22 protein-coding genes and 1 pseudogene are annotated in these 18,478 nt (G+C 41.7%); 16 read left to right on the forward strand and 7 right to left on the reverse strand.

What is annotated here, in order from left to right; genetic code table 11:
* The first annotated feature begins 43 nt into the window (after window positions 1-43).
* The 4 genes from ACZ5AE_RS04715 (at window position 44) to ACZ5AE_RS04730 (ending at window position 2,883) form a co-directional block, all read left to right on the forward strand.
* Window positions 44-751 (forward strand): polysaccharide deacetylase family protein, encoded by a 708-nt coding sequence (locus ACZ5AE_RS04715; RefSeq protein WP_464569942.1) that lies wholly within the window; start codon window positions 44-46, stop codon window positions 749-751.
* Window positions 752-780: 29 nt separating this feature from the next.
* Entirely contained in the window at window positions 781-1,146 is a 366-nt protein-coding gene (locus tag ACZ5AE_RS04720; RefSeq protein ID WP_464569944.1) for a VOC family protein, read from the forward strand.
* A gap of 168 nt (window positions 1,147-1,314) precedes the next feature.
* Complete coding sequence (locus tag ACZ5AE_RS04725) at window positions 1,315-2,109, forward strand: MBL fold metallo-hydrolase (protein WP_464569946.1); 795 nt, start codon at window positions 1,315-1,317, stop codon at window positions 2,107-2,109.
* 21 nt (window positions 2,110-2,130) lie between these two features.
* Window positions 2,131-2,883 (forward strand): MBL fold metallo-hydrolase, encoded by a 753-nt coding sequence (locus ACZ5AE_RS04730; protein ID WP_464569948.1) that lies wholly within the window; start codon window positions 2,131-2,133, stop codon window positions 2,881-2,883.
* A 36-nt stretch (window positions 2,884-2,919) separates the two neighbouring features.
* Here the strand turns inward: ACZ5AE_RS04730 and ACZ5AE_RS04735 are convergent, their stop codons facing one another.
* Window positions 2,920-3,258, reverse strand: a complete 339-nt coding sequence (locus tag ACZ5AE_RS04735; protein WP_464569950.1) for a cupin domain-containing protein — start codon at window positions 3,256-3,258, stop codon at window positions 2,920-2,922.
* Window positions 3,259-3,391: 133 nt separating this feature from the next.
* Here ACZ5AE_RS04735 and ACZ5AE_RS04740 point away from each other — a divergent pair, with 133 nt between their 5' ends.
* The 5 genes from ACZ5AE_RS04740 (at window position 3,392) to ACZ5AE_RS04760 (ending at window position 6,407) form a co-directional block, all read left to right on the forward strand.
* Window positions 3,392-4,246 carry a LysR family transcriptional regulator gene (locus ACZ5AE_RS04740; protein ID WP_464569952.1) on the forward strand — a complete coding sequence of 285 codons (855 nt, stop codon included), beginning with the start codon at window positions 3,392-3,394 and terminating at the stop codon, window positions 4,244-4,246.
* Between the two features lie 10 nt (window positions 4,247-4,256).
* Entirely contained in the window at window positions 4,257-4,883 is a 627-nt protein-coding gene (locus ACZ5AE_RS04745; RefSeq protein WP_464573543.1) for a pyridoxamine 5'-phosphate oxidase family protein, read from the forward strand.
* Window positions 4,884-4,899: 16 nt separating this feature from the next.
* Window positions 4,900-5,445 (forward strand): hypothetical protein, encoded by a 546-nt coding sequence (locus ACZ5AE_RS04750; RefSeq protein ID WP_464569954.1) that lies wholly within the window; start codon window positions 4,900-4,902, stop codon window positions 5,443-5,445.
* Window positions 5,446-5,525: 80 nt separating this feature from the next.
* Complete coding sequence (locus ACZ5AE_RS04755; protein WP_464569956.1) at window positions 5,526-5,987, forward strand: NUDIX domain-containing protein; 462 nt, start codon at window positions 5,526-5,528, stop codon at window positions 5,985-5,987.
* Window positions 5,988-6,023: 36 nt separating this feature from the next.
* The gene (locus ACZ5AE_RS04760; protein WP_464569958.1) at window positions 6,024-6,407 is read left to right on the forward strand and encodes a MazG nucleotide pyrophosphohydrolase domain-containing protein; all 384 of its coding nucleotides are present in this window, start codon (window positions 6,024-6,026) and stop codon (window positions 6,405-6,407) included.
* A 39-nt stretch (window positions 6,408-6,446) separates the two neighbouring features.
* Here ACZ5AE_RS04760 and ACZ5AE_RS04765 read toward each other — a convergent pair whose 3' ends face one another.
* Window positions 6,447-6,851 (reverse strand): YbaN family protein, encoded by a 405-nt coding sequence (locus ACZ5AE_RS04765; protein ID WP_464569960.1) that lies wholly within the window; start codon window positions 6,849-6,851, stop codon window positions 6,447-6,449.
* A 19-nt stretch (window positions 6,852-6,870) separates the two neighbouring features.
* Window positions 6,871-7,674 (reverse strand): alpha/beta hydrolase, encoded by an 804-nt coding sequence (locus ACZ5AE_RS04770; protein ID WP_464569962.1) that lies wholly within the window; start codon window positions 7,672-7,674, stop codon window positions 6,871-6,873.
* 88 nt (window positions 7,675-7,762) lie between these two features.
* On the opposite strand from ACZ5AE_RS04770, the gene ACZ5AE_RS04775 reads away from it, so the two are divergent.
* The 5 genes and pseudogenes from ACZ5AE_RS04775 (at window position 7,763) to ACZ5AE_RS04795 (ending at window position 11,540) form a co-directional block, all read left to right on the forward strand.
* Window positions 7,763-7,897, forward strand: a complete 135-nt coding sequence (locus tag ACZ5AE_RS04775; protein WP_464573762.1) for a hypothetical protein — start codon at window positions 7,763-7,765, stop codon at window positions 7,895-7,897.
* Window positions 7,863-7,996: pseudogene (locus tag ACZ5AE_RS04780) on the forward strand (alpha/beta fold hydrolase); the annotation flags it as partial. The gene ACZ5AE_RS04775 and the pseudogene ACZ5AE_RS04780, both read left to right, overlap by 35 nt.
* A gap of 521 nt (window positions 7,997-8,517) precedes the next feature.
* Entirely contained in the window at window positions 8,518-9,765 is a 1,248-nt protein-coding gene (locus ACZ5AE_RS04785) for a cation:dicarboxylate symporter family transporter (RefSeq protein WP_464569964.1), read from the forward strand.
* Window positions 9,766-10,632: 867 nt separating this feature from the next.
* Entirely contained in the window at window positions 10,633-10,935 is a 303-nt protein-coding gene (locus ACZ5AE_RS04790) for a phospholipase (RefSeq protein ID WP_464569966.1), read from the forward strand.
* 194 nt (window positions 10,936-11,129) lie between these two features.
* Window positions 11,130-11,540: a VWA-like domain-containing protein gene (locus tag ACZ5AE_RS04795; RefSeq protein WP_464569968.1), complete on the forward strand. Its 411-nt coding sequence runs from the start codon at window positions 11,130-11,132 to the stop codon at window positions 11,538-11,540.
* 125 nt (window positions 11,541-11,665) lie between these two features.
* On the opposite strand, the gene ACZ5AE_RS04800 is transcribed toward ACZ5AE_RS04795, so the two are convergent.
* Window positions 11,666-11,752: a YjcZ family sporulation protein gene (locus tag ACZ5AE_RS04800; RefSeq protein WP_464573544.1), complete on the reverse strand. Its 87-nt coding sequence runs from the start codon at window positions 11,750-11,752 to the stop codon at window positions 11,666-11,668.
* Between the two features lie 181 nt (window positions 11,753-11,933).
* On the opposite strand from ACZ5AE_RS04800, the gene ACZ5AE_RS04805 reads away from it, so the two are divergent.
* Window positions 11,934-12,998, forward strand: coding sequence for an undecaprenyldiphospho-muramoylpentapeptide beta-N-acetylglucosaminyltransferase (locus ACZ5AE_RS04805; protein WP_464569970.1), 1,065 nt, complete (start codon window positions 11,934-11,936; stop codon window positions 12,996-12,998).
* A 1,024-nt stretch (window positions 12,999-14,022) separates the two neighbouring features.
* Here ACZ5AE_RS04805 and kynB read toward each other — a convergent pair.
* From kynB to kynU, 3 genes are read right to left on the reverse strand one after another with little or no spacing between them, the layout of a single operon-like run.
* Window positions 14,023-14,649, reverse strand: a complete 627-nt coding sequence (gene kynB, locus ACZ5AE_RS04810) for an arylformamidase (protein WP_464569972.1) — start codon at window positions 14,647-14,649, stop codon at window positions 14,023-14,025.
* A gap of 37 nt (window positions 14,650-14,686) precedes the next feature.
* Complete coding sequence (kynA, locus tag ACZ5AE_RS04815) at window positions 14,687-15,535, reverse strand: tryptophan 2,3-dioxygenase (protein ID WP_464569974.1); 849 nt, start codon at window positions 15,533-15,535, stop codon at window positions 14,687-14,689.
* A 43-nt stretch (window positions 15,536-15,578) separates the two neighbouring features.
* Window positions 15,579-16,865 carry a kynureninase gene (gene kynU / locus ACZ5AE_RS04820; protein ID WP_464569976.1) on the reverse strand — a complete coding sequence of 429 codons (1,287 nt, stop codon included), beginning with the start codon at window positions 16,863-16,865 and terminating at the stop codon, window positions 15,579-15,581.
* Window positions 16,866-17,253: 388 nt separating this feature from the next.
* Here kynU and bioB point away from each other — a divergent pair, with 388 nt between their 5' ends.
* Window positions 17,254-18,267 (forward strand): biotin synthase BioB, encoded by a 1,014-nt coding sequence (gene bioB / locus ACZ5AE_RS04825; RefSeq protein ID WP_464569978.1) that lies wholly within the window; start codon window positions 17,254-17,256, stop codon window positions 18,265-18,267.
* The last annotated feature ends 211 nt before the right edge of the window (window positions 18,268-18,478 follow it).

The following is an 18,478-nucleotide window of genomic DNA, read 5'->3' on the forward strand; positions in this document are numbered from 1 at the left end:
CAAAGCCGAAGCGGTTTTGCGCTTTGTTATTCAGGAGAGATTTATGAAAAAGAGTATAGCCTATACAGTCATTGGAATTCTGGTTGTTTTTCTATTATTATTTGGTACATATAAATTAATGAATTCCCGTACCTTTCAGTTGTTCGGGGACCTAACCTATAAGGCTGAGACCAATCAAAAGCTAGTGGCATTGACGTTCGACGATGGCCCGTCGAAAAATATTCCGGCGCTCCTGCCATTATTGGAGAAATACGATGCAAAGGCTACCTTTTTTCTAATCGGAAGTGATATCGAGAAAAACCCCGAGGAAGCGAAAAGATTGGCAGCGGCCGGACATCAGCTTGGCAACCATACATATTCTCACAAGCGAATGGTTTTTAAATCACCTTCTTTTATTCGGGAAGAAATTGAAAAAACTGATCAGTTAATAAGAGAGGCGGGGTATAAAGGTGAAATCGATGTTCGGCCGCCGAATGGGAAGAAGCTTGTCGGCATGCCCTATTATTTAAGTAAACATGATAGAGACACGATTACTTGGAACCTGGAGCCGGATACCTATTACACTTCTGCTTCCGACAAAGTAGACTACGTAAATAAAAACATAGAACCAGGATCTATCATCCTTCTGCACCCTTGGTACAGCGGGTCCGCTGAAGAGTTAAAAGCGGTGGAAGGAATCTTACAATCTTTAACCGAAAAAGGGTATAAATTTGTTACTGTAAATGAGTTGCAAGAATCCGTAGGAAAGTAAAAAGTAATAGTCATAGGGAGGAATTAATTTTGAAAAGTGCAAATCCATACGTTTTTGTTGATAATTGCCTGAAAGTATTGGAGTATTACCAAGGTTTATTTGGAGGAGAAGTTACAAATATTCAACAAACAGATGATGGCAAGTGTCTGCATGCAGAGCTGCATATAGGAGACAGTATTATCCACTTTTCTGATACCTTTAGCAAAGTCAATGCAGGGGATAACGTGAGAATCACGCTGGAATGTGAGAGTGAAGAGGAAATTAGGAGAGTGTATGATTCCCTCAGTACCGAAGGGAAAGTTACCTTTGCATTGCAAGAAACTTTCTGGGGGGCGCTTCATGCAAACCTGGTCGACCAATTTGGAATTGGCTGGCTGCTGAATTATCAGAAATAAAGACGAGTTAAAATGCTTTACTTCAAACGAGGTAAAGCATTTTTTATTGCTTTTTATGAGCCCAATAAAGAAAAGTTATAACCCTATAACAGATTTGTATTATCTTCCAGACATTGGAACAGTGTAACATAGTAGTAGATAACAATAATTTAGGGGGGGGAACGTTTTATGGAATTAAAAAAACTGTCATGGGCAACTGTAGTAGTGGAATCAAATGGAACCTCCATACTTATTGATCCGCTAGGGGCACCAATCAAGGGGCAGGACCGGCCGCATGCGGCTAGATTAGGAGAACCATTGGAGCCCTTGGTTTCACTTGGAACCATCAAAAGTCCTGATGCTATTTTGATCACCCATTTCCATCCAGATCATTTCGATTATCAATCAGTCTTGGAAAGCTTTGGTGATGAGGTTTCTCTTTATCTTCCAAATGAATCTAGCCAATATGCTAAAAAATGTGGATTTAAAAACTTAATCGGGGTCAATCCAAATGAGCATTTTATTGTAAATCATGTAAAGGTTTCTGCCTCCTATTCAGTGGATGGCTTTGGCTCCCCACAGGTTTCATGGATTGTAAATGATGGCGTTCATACGATTATCCATTGCGGTGATACCCAGTGGCATGGGTTTTGGTGGCGGATGGAGCAGCAATATGGGCCAATCCATGCTGCATGTCTTCCGGTAAACGGCCCCATCCTCAATGTTGCCGGTTTAAAAACACAAAGCAGTCTGCCAGCCTGTTTGACGCCTGAGGAGGCAGTGGAAGCAGCAAAAATATTACATGCAGATTACTTGGTTCCTATCCATTTTGGAACCTTCCATAATCCGCCGTTTTATATCGAAGCGGAAAGTGTTGAAGAAAGGTTAATAAAAAGAGGAAATGAACTAGATGTTAATATAAAAATTTTACTTCCAAATGAGTACCTTTTTCTGGGAGACACGATAAAACAATCTGCCAAATAAAAATAAACAGGAGCGATATCAATGAAAATTCAATTAATCAGACACGCGACCGTTAAAATCAGCATGAATCAAATTCAGTTCTTAGTTGACCCAATGTTCAGTTCTAAAGGCGAGATGGACCCGGTAGCGAATGCGGCCAATTCATTCAGAAATCCGTTAGTTGAATTGCCGCTTCCCATCGAAACCATCCTTCATGACATTGCCGCAATCATATTAACACACTCCCATCGCGACCACTTTGATGATACAGCAATCAAAATCATACCGAAGGATTTAAAGATTTTTTGCCAGCCCGAAGATGAAGAAAAGCTTCGGGGGTTTGGTTTTTCCAAAGTTACCAAAATTAAGGAAGAAGAAAGCTGGAACGGGATTCGCTTTACTAGAACAGGAGGACAGCATGGAACTGGTGAATTAGGCAAGCAGATGGGGCCCGTTTCGGGATTCATTATGGAGGCCGCAGGAGAGCCTTCCCTTTATATTGCCGGAGACACCATTTGGTGCGATGAAGTGCAGAATGCATTAAAGGAGCGCTCGCCTGAAATCATCATTTTAAATGGCGGGGAAGCGCAGTTTTTAACAGGGGATCCGATTACTATGGGAATCAAGGATATCGAAAGAGTAAATGCAGAGGCCTCCTCCTCCAAAATTATTGTGGTACACATGGAGTCCTGGAATCATTGCCTGTTGAGCAGGGAAGATTTAATGGAATATATTGCGAAAAATGGCTTAAGTAATGTGACGGTCCCGTCTAACGGAGAAATTTTTGAGTTTTAAATGTGAAGTCACGAGTGAACCGACTCGTGACTTCTATTAGAATGGAATTCTGTCTCCACGGCTATTGGGCTGGGACGTGACTAGAAATTCAATATCGCTGTCTGTCTCATTGAAAATTTGATGAGGGATCATCGGCGGCACTTCGTATCCCTCCAATTGATCAAGAATCACTCGTTCCCCATCAACCACAAGGGTTGCCGTTCCGGACAAAATGAAAAAGAATTGCCTTGCTTGGGAATGGTAATGTCTTTCTTCAGCAGTGTTGGGCGGCATACGTTCATGGATGATACTCAGATTTGCATCCTTCACCAAATGCCATCCGTCACATTGTTGTCCCCAAATGTAGTGTTCCGCATTAGATTTGCTTCGTTTCATTGTTTCCACCTCGATTCACCATTACTTGTACATACATTATACAACCTTTCATTAGACAGATAGTTTGTTAATTTCCGATGTTTATCTAAAATGGTAAAATGTTCAAAAGGGCTTTCAAAAGGGTGAGCGCTATATGAATATTGATTACTTTCGAAGTTTCGTAGAAACAGTCAATCAAAAAAGTCTTTCCAAGGCAAGTGAGCGCCTTAATATATCGCAGCCAGCATTAAGCAAGCAAATACGTAAATTAGAAGATTACTTTGATGCACCATTATTAGTGAGGTCCACATCTGGAGTCGAGCTTACCGAGGCAGGGGAGGTAGTCTACAAGAGGCTTTTACAAATTCTTGGTGATCTATCGATTCTTCAACAAGATCTTAACAGTTTGAAGGAAAAAAGAAGTTATACTATTGGAACCTTGCCAAGTTTGGCCGGAAATTATATCCCATCCCGAATTTTAAAATTGAAGGAGAAAGGGATTCACGTGGAGGTTGTTATAAAGAACGCCTCTCAAGAAGTATTTGAACTCCTAAAAAATGGGGAAATTGATGCAGCCATCATTGAAGAAATGCCGGTCAATAAAACGTATTGGCAAAAGGAAATTTTTGAAGAGCCTTTATATGCGATCCTCCGTACTTCACATAAACTTTCCGGAAAACAGTCCGTTCTAATTGAAGAGATTAGTGACGAGGAATTTGTATTGTATCCTTCGTTCTGTACGATTAGGGAAAGTGTCAGCAGGATGTTCCATGAACAGGAAAAAGAGCTTAAGATTATTAGAGAAATAGACTTTGGGGATTTTTTAATTGGATACGTTGCAGCCGGGTCAGGGATTACCGTAGTACCAGAAATGAGTATCAAGAATCTGGGGAACTCATTTGTAAAAGCCATACCATTAAACCATTCCTTAGCCAAACGCAAAATTTCGCTTATTGCAAATTCGAACACAACGGGAAAAGCATTATATCCATTTTTAAAAAAACTTTAGGGGGGATGGGATTTTGTTTAAAGATATTATTGAAACTGAGGCAGAACTGCGGTCATTGCTGGGAACACCGGGTGAACTCGCATCCAAAAAAGTCATTCACCATTTGGACCATCATTGCGTGGAATTTCTTTCAAAATCACCATTTTTGGTGATGGCCACTGCAGACGAGCAGGGGTTTTGTGATGTTTCACCAAGGGGAGACCAGCCCGGGTTTGTCCTAGTCCTAAATGAAAAACAATTTGTCATACCGGAGCGGCCAGGCAACAGAAGAGTAGATTCCTTGCGAAATATATTATCGAATCCTAGAGTAGGTCTGCAGTTTCTGATACCGGGGCTGGAAGAGACCCTTAGGATAAATGGGAAAGCTTGTATCATTAGAGATGACGAACTGCTTGAGAAGATGGCGGTTCACGGGCGGAAGCCTCTTTTAGGGATTGGCGTGGAAGTAGAAGAATGCTTTATACATTGTGCGAAGGCCTTTAAACGCTCAGGCATATGGGATACAGAGTCCTGGTTTGAAAAAGAACTGCTGCCATCTGCGGCTAAGATCCTTTTTGCACATGCAAAGCTCCCCGATTCCAATGTCGATACTATTAAAAAAAGTCTTGAGGAGAGCTATACTAAGAGGTTGTATTGATTATTAGAGATTAGGGATGGATCTTAAAGACAAAACTATTGGTCAAAAGAAGGGAAATGTCTTCAAGAAGACCGCCTACGGACAAACTGGCAAGGAAAAAAAGGAAACCTGTCCGAAGAGAGAGGTCCTACGGACAAACCGGCAAGGAAAAAGAGGAGAACTGTCCGAAGAGGGAGCTCCTACGGACAAACCGGCAAGGAAAAAGAGGAGAACTGTCCGAAGAGGGAGCTCCTACGGACAAACCGGCAAGGAAAAAGAGGAGAACTGTCCGAAGAGGGAGCTCCTACGGACAAACCGGCAAGGAAAAAGAGGAGAACTGTCCGAAGAGGGAGCTCCTACGGACAAACCGGCAAGGAAAAAGAGGAGAACTGTCCGAAGAGGGAGCTCCTACGGACAAACCGGCAAGGAAAAAGAGGAGAACTGTCCGAAGAGGGAGCTCCTACGGACAAACCGGCAAGGAAAAAGAGGAAACCTGTTCGATGAGAGAGGTCCTACGGACAAAACGGCGAGAAAAAAGAGGAGAACTGTCGGAAGAGAGAGGTCCTACGGACAAAACCGATAACAAAAAAGAAGAAAACTGCCGTAGAGAAGCTCCTAAGGAGGAGCGGCTGGCTGCTGGTAAGAGTTAAACCAGCATATATAATGTCAAAGGAAGTAAACACGATGAAGGAATACGTAGTCGGCTTTGCATTTACTCACACAATGGATCGCGTCTTATTGTTGAAAAGAAACAAGCCGCCATATCAATATCTTTACAATGGCGTAGGTGGAAAATTAGAAATTGGCGAGGAACCGAAGCAGGCCATGTTTCGGGAACTCCAGGAAGAAACGGGACTAGAGCAGTCTAATATTCAAACATTTAGTCATTTAACCACGCTGGAATTTAAGGCAGGAGTAAAGCTATATGTCTATTACTTCGTATTGAACCGGAACATTGAATCCTATCCCACAAAGAAAACAATGGTTGAAGGCACATTAGAGTGGCTGCATATACAGGATGATCAATTGCTGGACGCCTCTAACCCCAAAATGGCAGGAGACGGAAATATCGCCTATTTCATTCAATTTGCTCAAAACGTACATAAAGGAATTGCCTCTTTTTAAAGTCTGAAGAAAAAACGTAATTGGAGGAAAACAGCAATGAAAGAAATCCAGGAATTCGCCAAACAATTCCATAAAGAAATGAACTGGGAAATTAGCAATGAAAGCTTTGAGGACGCCCGGGCATCTCTTTTAAATAACTACATGCTGCTGACAACAGAAGTGGCAGAGGTCGCAGAGGAACTGAGAAAAGCCTTTAACATGACAAGGACTCTAGTCCATGAGGGCATGGAGGAGGGGAAGGCTTTCGAAATGTCCAAGGATTTTATAAAAGAAGACATCGGCAAGGAATTGGCTGATTGCCTCGCCTACATGCTCAAATTTTATAATTATTTCGGCCTCGACCTTGAGGATACCTTTTATGCCAAAATGGAGGAAGTCAAGAACCGGCGTAACAAGGATGTCGTGCCGGCAAAAAAATAAAAGACAGGAAGCGCCTTCCTGTCTTTCTTCGTCTAAGTCTTAATCTGACCAAACGGTTTTTATTTTAAAAATAAAATAATAGTACTTATAAATAACAATCAACACCAGAACGCCTTTCACGATATAACTCGGATGCAAAATAAGAGGAATCGCTATCATCGCATCCGCAAACAACAAAATCAATAGCTTCTGCTTTAAGGTCATCGACCGTTCCCGGACGAAGCTTTCCAAATGGTGTTTATAGAGGCTAGTCCCCTTAAACCAGTGCTCGAACCGTTCTGATCCTTTCATGAAGCAGAAGGATGCCAGCAGCAGTAATGGTGTCGTTGGCACCACTGGTAAAATAATTCCGATAACCCCCAAGCCAAGTGCGACAAACCCAATGACAATAAAAAGAAACTTAACAATACGATTTTGACTAATCATTGCCTTCCATCGATCCAATCAACTTTGTTTACCACTATTATCCCCTATCCGAAAACAGGTAAGACAGAATCTCAGGCATTCTCTCACGGAAAAAACGATAATGGTGTTCGCCAGCTTCCACGCTTACAAAGCGGGTATCGGCTATTTGGCTGCTTAAAATGTCATATACCTGGCTGGCAAGATCAAAAAACAGTTTGCTTGCTTTTGGATCATTCGGAACTTCTTTTGTCCCAATATCCATATAAAATTTCTCCACACCCGACAAATCACTCTGTCTAATAAAATCCTCCAACACTTCTTGATTACGATAATAGCCCGGCGAGAGGACGGCGACTTTCCTAAAAATCTGCGGGTAACAGCAGACGGCATAAGTGGAAATAATCGCACCTAATGAAATTCCCGCCATTGCTGTCTCATTCTCGAGCGTCCGATATTTTCGGTCTATAAATGGCTTCAACTCATGAACGATAAAATCTAAATAGTCCTCGCCCTTCCCGCCTGAAGGACTGGCATAGCCTAATATTTCCTCACTTAACTTTCCTTGTTTCCACGGGCAGTATTCGTCTATCCGACCCTCGCCCTCAGTATTCAAATCAATCCCAACCACGATGATTTCAATGCCAGATTCCTCTAAAAACTTTTTCAAACCTAATGAAGTTCCGTTAATAGCATCTTCATCCTCAAACACATTTTGCCCGTCGTGCATATAGAGAACGGGATACCGTTTCAGTCCGTTCTGATAGGATTCTGGCAAATAAACACGAATCATTCTATCCTGCTGAAATGAAGTCATATAAAGGGTGAATTTTTCCAACACAATGGACCACTTCCAATCATGCAATCTCCTAAACTTAAATTTATCATAAACACCAATTTTTGCCTAAATTTTTATATAAAAAGGAGTTAACAGGATTATAATATGGTTGGATATGGAAAAAATCCAGACTATTGGAGTGGAGCGAAATGCTCGCGAGGAAAACGAAAAAGATACAGGGCCAAACGGAATCCATTGCAACTTTAGAAGAAGTGATGATTGGCGGCAGAAAGCAATGGTTCCTGTTTAGAGGGAAAATGTTGACCAGCCTATTATGCTGTTTTTGCACGGCGGACCGGGCACAGCGCAAATTGCATTTGCTCCCAAATTTCAAAAGGACCTTGAAAAGGTGGGAGAGCTTTTGGCGATAGATTTCATTACGAATGCGGCGAAGCTAGAGGTGCCGGTTTATATTTTGCCGGCAGGCAGGATTAACAAACACCTTCGTCATTAGCAAAGCAATACTTTGATGTACTGCAATGCCCGCATTAGGAATTTGTTGGTTCGAAAACTCGGCCCATCTGCTGAACTTTGAAGAATCTGGAAAATTTTATCAAGAATGTATAAAAATTAAACAAAGGCTGTCATAAATAAACTGAACGGAACTCTGACAACTGAGTTCTTTTTTGTGTTTTAGTTCAATTTACACAGTTGATTAATATTTCGAAATAATTATATTTTCAAAATAGTCCAAATGACTTAGATAAAAATGGTATCACTTTGCCATTGATTTGAATACGATTTCAAAATAAAATTATATTAGGCGATGAAATTGTGTTTATCTTATTTATTTTTTGAAAGTAAAGAGGTAAAATAAAAATTCCCTCTATGCAGTTTTTGTTCTTATTTCATCAAGGAGAGGTGCATGTTATGAAAAGAATCAGTTTAGCATGGCAAATTTTCATTGGATTGGTGCTAGGTATTATTATTGGTGCTGTTTTCTATGGAAATCCACACGTAGCTGAATATTTACAGCCAATTGGAAACGTTTTTATTCGGTTGATTAAAATGATTGTTGTACCGATTGTCGTTTCGAGTATCATCGTGGGCGTTGCCGGTACCGGTGATATGAAATCATTAGGAAAACTCGGCGGCAAGACACTGCTGTATTTTGAAATTATTACGACTATCGCCATTGTTGTTGGGCTTTTGGCCGGTAACATATTCCATCCTGGGACTGGTATTGACCGTTCCCACTTAACGAAAACCGACATTAACACGTATGTGGAAACTGCCAAAACAACAGAGACACATTCAATGGTTGATACCTTTGTCAATATTGTTCCGACCAATATCATGCAATCTTTGGCGAATGGAGATATGTTAGCGATTATCTTCTTCTCCGTGATGTTTGGTCTTGGTATTGCTGCGATTGGGGAAAAAGGAGCTCCGATACTCAACTTCTTCAGGGGAACAGCTGATGCCATGTTCTACGTGACTAATCAGATCATGAAGCTTGCGCCAATCGGTGTTTTTGCATTAATTGGTGTAACGGTTTCAAAATTTGGATTATCTTCCCTAATTCCTTTAGGAAAATTGGTCATCGTCGTGTACGGTGCCATGGCATTCTTTATATTAGTTGTCTTAGGATTAACAGCGAAATTAGTCGGTTTCAATATCTTTAAGCTATTGAAATATTTGAAAGATGAATTATTATTAGGTTATTCTACTTCAAGTTCGGAAACAGTGCTTCCAAAAATTATGGAAAAAATGGAGAAAATCGGCTGTCCAAAGGCGATTACCTCCTTCGTTATCCCAACGGGTTATTCTTTTAACCTGGATGGTTCTACCCTGTACCAGGCCATTGCTGCCTTGTTCATTGCCCAAATGTATGGCATTCATATGAGCATCGGCCACCAAATTACGTTGGTGCTGGTATTGATGGTTACCTCCAAAGGTATTGCCGGGGTTCCAGGTGTATCCTTCGTCGTTCTTCTTGCCACTTTGGGAACTGTCGGCATCCCAGTAGAAGGTCTTGCCTTCATCGCCGGGATTGACCGTATCCTAGACATGGCGCGGACCTGTGTCAATATCGTCGGTAACTCCTTGGCTGCCATCGTAATCTCAAGATGGGAAGGCTATAAGGTTGATGACGAGATAAAAGATTTAGCAGCATAGCAGAATTAATAAATAAAGGTGTCTGATACTTTTATGGTGTCAGGCACCTTTTTATTATGGCGAAATATAGGTCCTTTTTTTATTAGATTAGTCATAAAAAAAAGTGGAATTCATTGTGAAGGTTTGTAATATTGTTGAAAAAAAACCGCTTGGAAGAAGTTTAACGGGTTCACTTTAGAGGTGCAATCATTTTAAACCACACAGCAAAACACACTTGAATTCACAATATGATTCACAGTGCGATTTTTATTGATTTATCACCATTTTAGAGAATTTTAATTGCTTATCATTTTCTAATTCACAAGGTATTGGAGGGTGTGTGAATTTTTAAACTCCCCCAACGCATTGAAACATAAGAAGTCTTATCCTTAATTGAGTAACTAGTGGTAATAAAATAAGCGAAAATTTTTCCGCTAAATGGAGAATAGTGCTCATTCCGGCGTAAATAAGGGAAGGTTTTTCGCTTAAACAAAGCAAAATCCCCAATACTGAAGTTTTTTGAGTCAATAGGGGAAATTTCTCCGCCTATTTAAGTTATTCTTGATCTTAATTGCTAATTAAGGGAAATTTCTCCCCTTATTTATCAAACTTTGTCTAATGAACTTGTACACTTACGGTTGCTTTAGTCCAATAAAGAAAATAAGGCTTAAAGATATTTTCATCTCAAAGCCTTATGGACGGTGCAATATACTGTGATTTGCTATGTGGTTAGGGTTGTGATTGACCGTAAACCTGTTAAAAGAATTTCCAAGCGGTTTTTAGCATTCTCTGAAAATCTAAAATAGTAGTAAATGCGCCAATACCTTTTCAAATGGTTACACATATTTTAGTTATATAGGACAACCACTTGAGGGAGGTGCATATTACTTGCATAACGGCGGACGAAGAAATCAATTTGGCTTTTGTATATTCCCCGGTTACCGCTGGTGTGGTCCAGGTTGCAGCGGGCCGGGTGCCCCCATTAATGATGTTGATGAATGTTGTCAGCGGCATGACTACTGCCTGAAACGTGGAATTGACCCATGTCACTGTGATTTTGAATTCATGGATTGCCTGCACCATAAACGAAACCGGCATACGGATAAAGGAAGAAAAGCAGCATTAATGTATGATTTTATGAAAATTAAAACCTCATTTACCTGCCGCGAACGGTATGAATCTCCAGATTGAAAATATGTTCATGAAGTATTTTCGCCATTTAACCACTCAATTAATCGACAAAAAAATATAAATGTTAGGTATAACTTTTCTCCTGAATCCCTTGTCATCATGCAAGGTTGCTTCCGTATTTATCCAATCATAAACCGATTCTCTATTACGGAAAATAATAGCGGTCGCTTGAATATTGCAAAGGGGGAAACGGAGTGAAATGGCATAAGCGGATTCTTTCGATGATCCAGGAGCGTCAGGATAAAAAGGTGGCTTTGGCGGTGGACACTTCCAGTAAAGATGCTCCAACAATTCTTATCAATAACATAGTCAAACTGTTTGAAACAGTCAAACCCGATACGATTTTGGTTCAAGCAGATTTTAAAATAAGGAGTATTTCTCCGGTAAAAAGTGACACCATTAAATGGCACTCTCATGGGAAATCCTCCTATACATTAGTTCTTGAGTGGGCAAAGGAAGAACAGATTGATACGCTGTTTTATATTACCGACGTCACTGGCTTTTTTTCTGAGGACATGGAAAAGCTCGATTATGAAATGTTTTGGCTCGTTCCGGGGGCATTCCTTCCAAGAGTGCCATTTGGCAAAGCAATTAAAGTGGCCTAAAACCATTAAAAAGACCAAATTTAAGGTTTGGTCTTTTTCGTTCTTATTCTAATCAAATAAAAAAAGCGTGGTGAATGCCACGCTTCAAAATGGTTGGAGGTTTTAGGAGGGTTGTCCAAACTAAATTAGTATCTGCCAAAGTGTGTTCCTACGATGATCAATAGGATGAACAGAACGACAATCAACACAAAACTGTTGCCGTAGCCGTACATAAACCTCACCTCCTTTTTATGAGGTACTACAATGTATTCAAGGGGTTAATTTTTGAAAGGGACAAGTATGGAATTATACCGAAATATCTTTATTTGTTGAAAAATAAAATTCTAAAAGATGGTATTGCCTTCAACAATTTCATATAATTATTCTATTATGCAAAGATTGTAGGAGGCAGAAATGTCGAAAAAGACGATTGTATTTACAGGTGGAGGTACTGCTGGTCATGTGACACCCAATCTCGCTATCATTAGTGAGATAAGAAATGACTGGGATATTAAATATATTGGTTCAAAAAAGGGCATTGAAAAGGAATTAATTGAAAAAATCAACGTCCCGTATTTTGGAATTAGCAGCGGGAAGCTAAGAAGGTATATTGATTTTGAAAATGTAAAGGATATATTCCGGGTGTTGAAGGGCTGCCTGGAGGCAAGAAGGGTTTTGAAAAAATTAAAGCCTGATTTGGTATTTTCGAAAGGTGGATTTGTGTCTGTTCCGGTCATTATTGCGGCCAGTACTTTAAAAATCCCGATCTTTATTCATGAAAGTGACATGACTCCGGGGCTGGCGAATAAGATTTCCCAACGGTTCGCAAACAAAATCTTCACATCCTTTGAAGAGACAGAAAAGTATTTTCCGCGAGGTAAAGTGAAGGCCATTGGCTCACCTATAAGGAAGGGAATTTTAGAAGGTTCTGCGGAAAAGGGGAGACGCTTCCTAGGGTTCGATAGCGGCCGGCCGATTCTGACCATTATGGGTGGAAGCTTGGGGGCAAGAAAGATCAATGAAGCGGTACGAGGGTCGCTAAAAGACTTGACGGCAAAGTACCAAATTGTTCATTTGTGTGGAAAAAACAATCTTGACCCCAGCCTTGAAGGTGTTCCAGGGTACAAGCAATTTGAATATGTACATGAAGAACTATCGGATATTTTAGCTGCAACGGACCTGGTGATAACAAGAGGAGGCTCCAATGCTATTTTTGAATTTTTGGCATTAAATATCCCGATGTTAATTATTCCACTCGGTCTGCAGCAAAGCAGGGGCGATCAGATTTTAAACGCAAAAGCCTTTGCGCAAAAAGGATTTTCGCTTACTCTAGAAGAAGAACAATTAACTAGTGAATCGCTTTTGAAACATCTGGAGACGCTTGACCAAAAAAGTACCGAGATACGCCAGAATATGAAGCGTTCGAAGCAAGGGGAAGCACTGCAAACACTGGTGATGGAAATCAACAAATATAGATAAAAAGCTAGCGCAGGCTAGCTTTTTTAATTGGATTGGCAAGCATAAGTGTCCGCATGGAGGTTTCATGAGGACAGAGCAGGCAAAAAATTAAGCAGAAGTGTCCGCATGGAGCTCTCATGAGGACAGAGCAGGCAAAAAAACAAGCAGAAGTGTCCTCATGGAGGTCTCATGAGGACAGAGCAGGCAAAAAATTAAGCAGAAGTGTCCGCATGGAGATCTCATGAGGACAGAGCAGGCAAAAAAACAAGCAGAAGTGTCCGCATGGAGCTCTCATGAGGACAGAGCAGGCAAAAAAACAAGCAGAAGTGTCCGCATGGAAGTCTCATGAGGACAGAGCAGGCAAAAAATTAAGCAGAAGTGTCCGCATGGAGGTTTCATGAGGACAGAGTTAGGATTAAAACAAGCAGAAGTGTCCGCATGGAGGTTTCATGAGGACAGAGCAGGCAAAAAATTAAGCAGAAGTGTCCGCATGGAGCTCTCATGAGGACAGAGCAGGCAAAAAAACAGCAGAAGTGTCCGCATGGAGGTCTCATGAGGACAGAGTTAGGATTAAAACAAGCAGAAGTGTCCGCATGGAGGTTTCATGAGGACAGAGCAGGCAAAAAAACAAGCAGAAGTGTCCTCATGGAGGTCTCATGAGGACAGAGTTAGGATTAAAACAAGCAGAAGTGTCCGCATGGAGGTTTCATGAGGACAGAGCAGGCAAAAAAACAAGCAGAAGTGTCCTCATGAAGGTCTCATGAGGACAGAATCAGTATAAAAACAAGTAGAAGTGTCCGCATAGAGGTCTCATGAGGACAGAGCAGGCAAAAAAACAAGCAGAAGTGTCCGCATAGAGGTCTCATGAGGACAGAGCAGGCAAAAAAACAAGCAGAAGTGTCCGCATGGAGGTTTCATGAGGACAGGGCTGGCAAAAAAACAAGCAGAAGTGTCCGCATAGAGGTCTCATGAGGACAGAACACACAAAAAACCAAGCGGAAGTGTCCTCATGAAAGAATTACCCATTCGCATAGAGCTGCCCGTCCTACACCAGTTTCCGAATCACCGCCCGCACTGGACTGCCATCGGCCTCCACCAATGGCAGAGGCAGTGCAGCCAACTCATAATCCCCTGACTCCACCTCATCCAAGACTAATCCCTCTAAAATATGAATCCCACAGCGAGTAAGCTCATGGTGGGCGGAAAGTTCTTTACTGTCCAACTCATCGACAGACGGTAAATCGAGTCCAAGCAGCCGTATACCCCGTTCAGAAAGATACGCCGCCAACTCAGGCTCTACCGGGGGAATCGAACTGGGAAACGCACGACGGTCTGACCAAGCATCCGTCCGAATTAAAAGCCGCTCAACGCCTTTCAAATCCACACTGGAAAGCTCCTTAACTCCGATACTCGCTACATTTGGTAAATGAACAATCCGTGCCGGACCCATATACAAATTAATATCCAAGTCAATAACCCTTTTTCCATCATTATCAAAATGGTAGGGAGCATCAATGTGGGTGCCGGTATGGGCACTCATCGTGATTTCGCCGACATTGCAGGAGCCGCTTTCTTCCATACTCCAGCTCACCTTATAAGAGAAAGGGGTATCCCCAGGCCAAACCACAATATTGTTATCCAGCCGCTGTGAAATATCTATCCATTTATTCATCCAATCCCGCCTCCAACACATTCATACACCAAGTGTATTACAGCTTTGTCCGAAGACTCAAGAGCTCCGGGAAGAATTGATGCTCAACAACTTTTTTTAAATATGGAACACCAGAGGACCCGCCAGTTCCTTTCTTATGCCCAATAATTCTCTCCACAGTAGTCATGTGATGAAACCGCCAAAGCTGCTGCTGATTGCCGATGTCGACCAGCTTTTCCGCCAGTTCGTATAAATCCCAGTATTTATCAGTATTGCGGTATACAGCCAGCCATGCCTCCTCAACGCTGTTATTTGGCTCATAATGCACTGACCAATCTCGTTTCAGCACAACCTCATCAATAGATAATCCATTAGCAGCAAGGGCCGAGATGGCTGCATCATATATGCTGGGTTTGCCAAGGGCATCGCACATCTTTTTATATAGATCAGCCTGATGCCGATAAACTGCCAATGTCCCGGGATTTTTCTGACCTAGGGCAAACTCAATTAACCTATTTTGATACGATTGGAACCCGGAAGAGCGTCCAAGTTTATGGCGGAATTGCATGTAATCAGCTGGCGTCAAGGTCGTGAGAACATTCCACGACTGGATTAACTGCTGCTGAATCCTGGAAACGCGCGCCAGCATCTTAAAGCAAGGCTCCAAATCGTTTCGGAGAATACATTGGATGGCGGCGTTCAATTCGTGCAGAATCAGCTTCATCCAAAGCTCACTCGTTTGGTGGATGATGATAAACAGCATTTCATCGTGGTGGTCGGATAACCGGTGCTGGCTCGAGAGGATGTTAACGAGATAAAGGTAATCCCCGTAGGACATTTCTTTTTGAAAGTCAGTCTGAATCTCCTTGTCTAAACCCATGTTTTGGTCTTGCATATCGCTTTCCATATATCTAGCTCCTTTAGGAAAATTTTCCAAAAAAGACCTAAGGCTACGCGACGATATCCCGCTCATTGGCAAACTTTTCATACTGTTTATCCGACATAATGCACTTTAAAACTTGGACAACCTTCCAAACTTCTTCAAAGGTGTTGTAAAGAGCAGTCGGAGCCAGCCGGATAATATTAGGAGCACGGAAATCCGGAACGACCCCATTTTCTTTTAGTGCTTTGCAAATCCGGGCTGCCTCATCATGCTCAAGGCTGACATGTCCGCCGCGGCGAGAATCCTCTCGAGGGTTCCCAATCACAAAATCGAAATCCGCCAACTCATGTTCAATTAATTTCATCAAATAGCTGGTAAGTTGAAGAGATTTCAACCGAATGTTCTTCATCCCGGCTTCAGTAAACATTTCCAGGGAGCCAATAAGAGGGGCAAGGCTGAAAACATGCGGTGTGCCAATTTGATAAGCGGACGCAGTTTCAGCCGGTGTAAAGGTATGCTCCAGGTCAAATTGCTTCTCTTTGTTCGAGCCAAACCAGCCAGCTAAACCAGGGGCTGCCCCAAAATGGTTCCGATTCACATACAAACCGCCGACGGCCCCAGGCCCGGCGTTTAAATATTTGTAATTGCACCAATAGGCAAAATCCACATCCCATTCGCTGAAGGAATGGGGGATGGCGCCAACCGAATGGCAGGCATCAAAACCTATTAAAATATTTCTCTTGTGTGCTTCCTCCGTCAGCCGTTTCATATCCAGTATTTGACCGCTCCGATACAATACCGTCGGAAGGATTGCCAAGGCAACGTCGTCGGTCATCGCTTCGATAATATCGTCCTCATCTATGAATCTGCCATCGCGGCTCTTTACGCATATAAGGTGGGCATCCGGATCAAGACCATGAAGCTGAAGCTGGCTTTTTAAAGCATAAATATCACTTGGAAAGTTTAATTCATCTGCTATTATTTTCGTGCGGGAACTTGTTGGTTTATAAAAAGTAGCAACAAGCTGATGGAGATTAGTAGTTGTGGAACTGCTGGCAATTACTTCATCAGGATGCGCTCCAATAAGGGGAGCCATCAATGCTCCTAATCTTTCAGATAGGTAAAACCATGGCTGCTTTCCTTTTGTCCAGCCATCGATTCCATATTCCTTCCAAGCCTCAATCGTATTGAGAAGCGCCCGTTCCGTCCGTTTAGAAAGCAAACCTAGAGAATTTCCGTCCATATAAATGGAATCCGGCTTTATGTAAAACTCCTCACGAAATCTCGAAAGAGCATCTTCATTGTCCAGTTTCCTGGCAAAATCCAGCGATGGCACAAAATCTTCTATGTTCATTGTCCTCCTCCTTTTCTTCTAAATATATATTCCATCTGAAACGTAACAATGAATAGGAAATGGGTGTCAGGAACTGCAGGCGGAACTTATAAAAAAGGGCAAAAAAATAGATTGGTGACAGCACCAATCAAGATTATGGGAAGTTTTAAGAAATGAGTTCGAGTAACTTATTTCCTAATTAAGTTACTTTCATATTAATAAAAAGTTATGTAGAAGTTCGGGAGAAGTTGTGGGGAAGCTGTGAAGATTATACTTGGGGTACTTTTTCATAGATTGCCTTCCAAAAAACCTTGGAACAAAATGGTTTAATTTACAGTTTAGTTGTTTTATAATTTTATTTGTTAACCAATTTATAATTTAAGTTAACAAATATAATTGAGGTGATTATGTGAGTTGGTCAAAACTAGCAAATGAAGTGCTGGATGGATATGTCCTAACAAAAGAACAAGCCAAGGAAATTTTGCACTCGAATGATGACGATATCTTGTCCCTAGTCAATGCCGCCTATGAAATCCGCAGACATTATTATGGTAAGAAGGTAAAGTTAAATTTAATCATTAACGCCAAAAGCGGCCTATGTCCGGAGGATTGCGGCTATTGCGCACAGTCCATTAAAGCTAAAACGGAAATCGACCGTTATACGCTCATTAGCAAACAGACGATTGTCGAAGGTGCCAAGGAAGCAAAGAAAAACAAAATTGGTACATACTGTATCGTCATGAGCGGCCGGAAGCCGACCAACAATGAGGTCGATACCGTTATTTCAGCAGTTCAAGAAATTAAGAGCGAGGTCGAGCAAATCAAGATTTGCGCTTGTATGGGATTGATCAGTGAGGAGCAAGCTTACAAATTGAAAGCAGCAGGAGTTGACCGCTTCAATCACAATATCAATACAAGTGCCAATCACCACGCTAATATTACCACCACACATGATTATGACGACCGTGTCGAAACGATTGAAAATGTGAAGAAAGCGGGGATTTCTCCTTGTTCCGGCGTCATTTGCGGAATGGGAGAGACTGACGATGATATCGTAGAGATGGCATTTGCGTTAAGAGAACTGGATGCCGATTCCATCCCGGTCAATTTCCTTCATCCGATCAAAGGAACGAAGCTAGAGGACCTAAACGAACTGACACCGCTGCGATGTCTCAAAATCTTAGCGCTATTCCGTTTTATCAATCCGACAAAAGAAATCCGCATCTCCGGCGGCCGTGAATTTAACTTGCGCTCCCTGCAGAATCTAGGGTTGTTTATCGCCAACTCCATTTTCGTCGGCGATTACCTGACAACCGCCGGTCAAGGAGCTAGTGAAGACTATCAACTAATCAAAGATCTTGGTTTCGAAATTGAAGAGAACCCATTTGAAACAGAAACCCAGACATTTGCAGGAACCTTCTAAAAAAATGCCCTTCACTTTACCACTAAAGTGAGGGGCTCTATTTTTTAAGGACAAAAAAATAGATTGGCGCTAGCACCAATCAAAATTATGGGAAGTTTTAAGAAATGAGTTCGTGTGAACTTATTTCCTAATTAAGTTACTTTTATAGTAATAGAATTTTGTGTAGAACTTATAGGGAACTTATGTGGAAGTTATGAAGATTCTTTGAGAT

The sequence above is a fragment of the Neobacillus sp. S1227 genome, assembly GCF_055385255.1.

Bases quoted from the DNA above. Each gene is read 5' to 3' on its own strand.
- ACZ5AE_RS04715 (WP_464569942.1), top strand. From the start codon at position 44: ATGAAAAAGAGTATAGCCTATACAGTCATTGGAATTCTGGTTGTTTTT.
- ACZ5AE_RS04725 (WP_464569946.1), top strand. From the start codon at position 1,315: ATGGAATTAAAAAAACTGTCATGGGCAACTGTAGTAGTGGAATCAAAT.
- ACZ5AE_RS04730 (WP_464569948.1), top strand. From the start codon at position 2,131: ATGAAAATTCAATTAATCAGACACGCGACCGTTAAAATCAGCATGAAT.
- ACZ5AE_RS04735 (WP_464569950.1), bottom strand. From the start codon at position 3,258: ATGAAACGAAGCAAATCTAATGCGGAACACTACATTTGGGGACAACAA.
- ACZ5AE_RS04740 (WP_464569952.1), top strand. From the start codon at position 3,392: ATGAATATTGATTACTTTCGAAGTTTCGTAGAAACAGTCAATCAAAAA.
- ACZ5AE_RS04750 (WP_464569954.1), top strand. From the start codon at position 4,900: ATGGATCTTAAAGACAAAACTATTGGTCAAAAGAAGGGAAATGTCTTC.
- ACZ5AE_RS04755 (WP_464569956.1), top strand. From the start codon at position 5,526: ATGTCAAAGGAAGTAAACACGATGAAGGAATACGTAGTCGGCTTTGCA.
- ACZ5AE_RS04760 (WP_464569958.1), top strand. From the start codon at position 6,024: ATGAAAGAAATCCAGGAATTCGCCAAACAATTCCATAAAGAAATGAAC.
- ACZ5AE_RS04775 (WP_464573762.1), top strand. From the start codon at position 7,763: ATGGAAAAAATCCAGACTATTGGAGTGGAGCGAAATGCTCGCGAGGAA.
- ACZ5AE_RS04785 (WP_464569964.1), top strand. From the start codon at position 8,518: ATGAAAAGAATCAGTTTAGCATGGCAAATTTTCATTGGATTGGTGCTA.
- ACZ5AE_RS04800 (WP_464573544.1), bottom strand. From the start codon at position 11,752: ATGTACGGCTACGGCAACAGTTTTGTGTTGATTGTCGTTCTGTTCATC.
- ACZ5AE_RS04805 (WP_464569970.1), top strand. From the start codon at position 11,934: ATGTCGAAAAAGACGATTGTATTTACAGGTGGAGGTACTGCTGGTCAT.
- kynB (WP_464569972.1), bottom strand. From the start codon at position 14,649: ATGAATAAATGGATAGATATTTCACAGCGGCTGGATAACAATATTGTG.
- kynA (WP_464569974.1), bottom strand. From the start codon at position 15,535: ATGGAAAGCGATATGCAAGACCAAAACATGGGTTTAGACAAGGAGATT.
- kynU (WP_464569976.1), bottom strand. From the start codon at position 16,865: ATGAACATAGAAGATTTTGTGCCATCGCTGGATTTTGCCAGGAAACTG.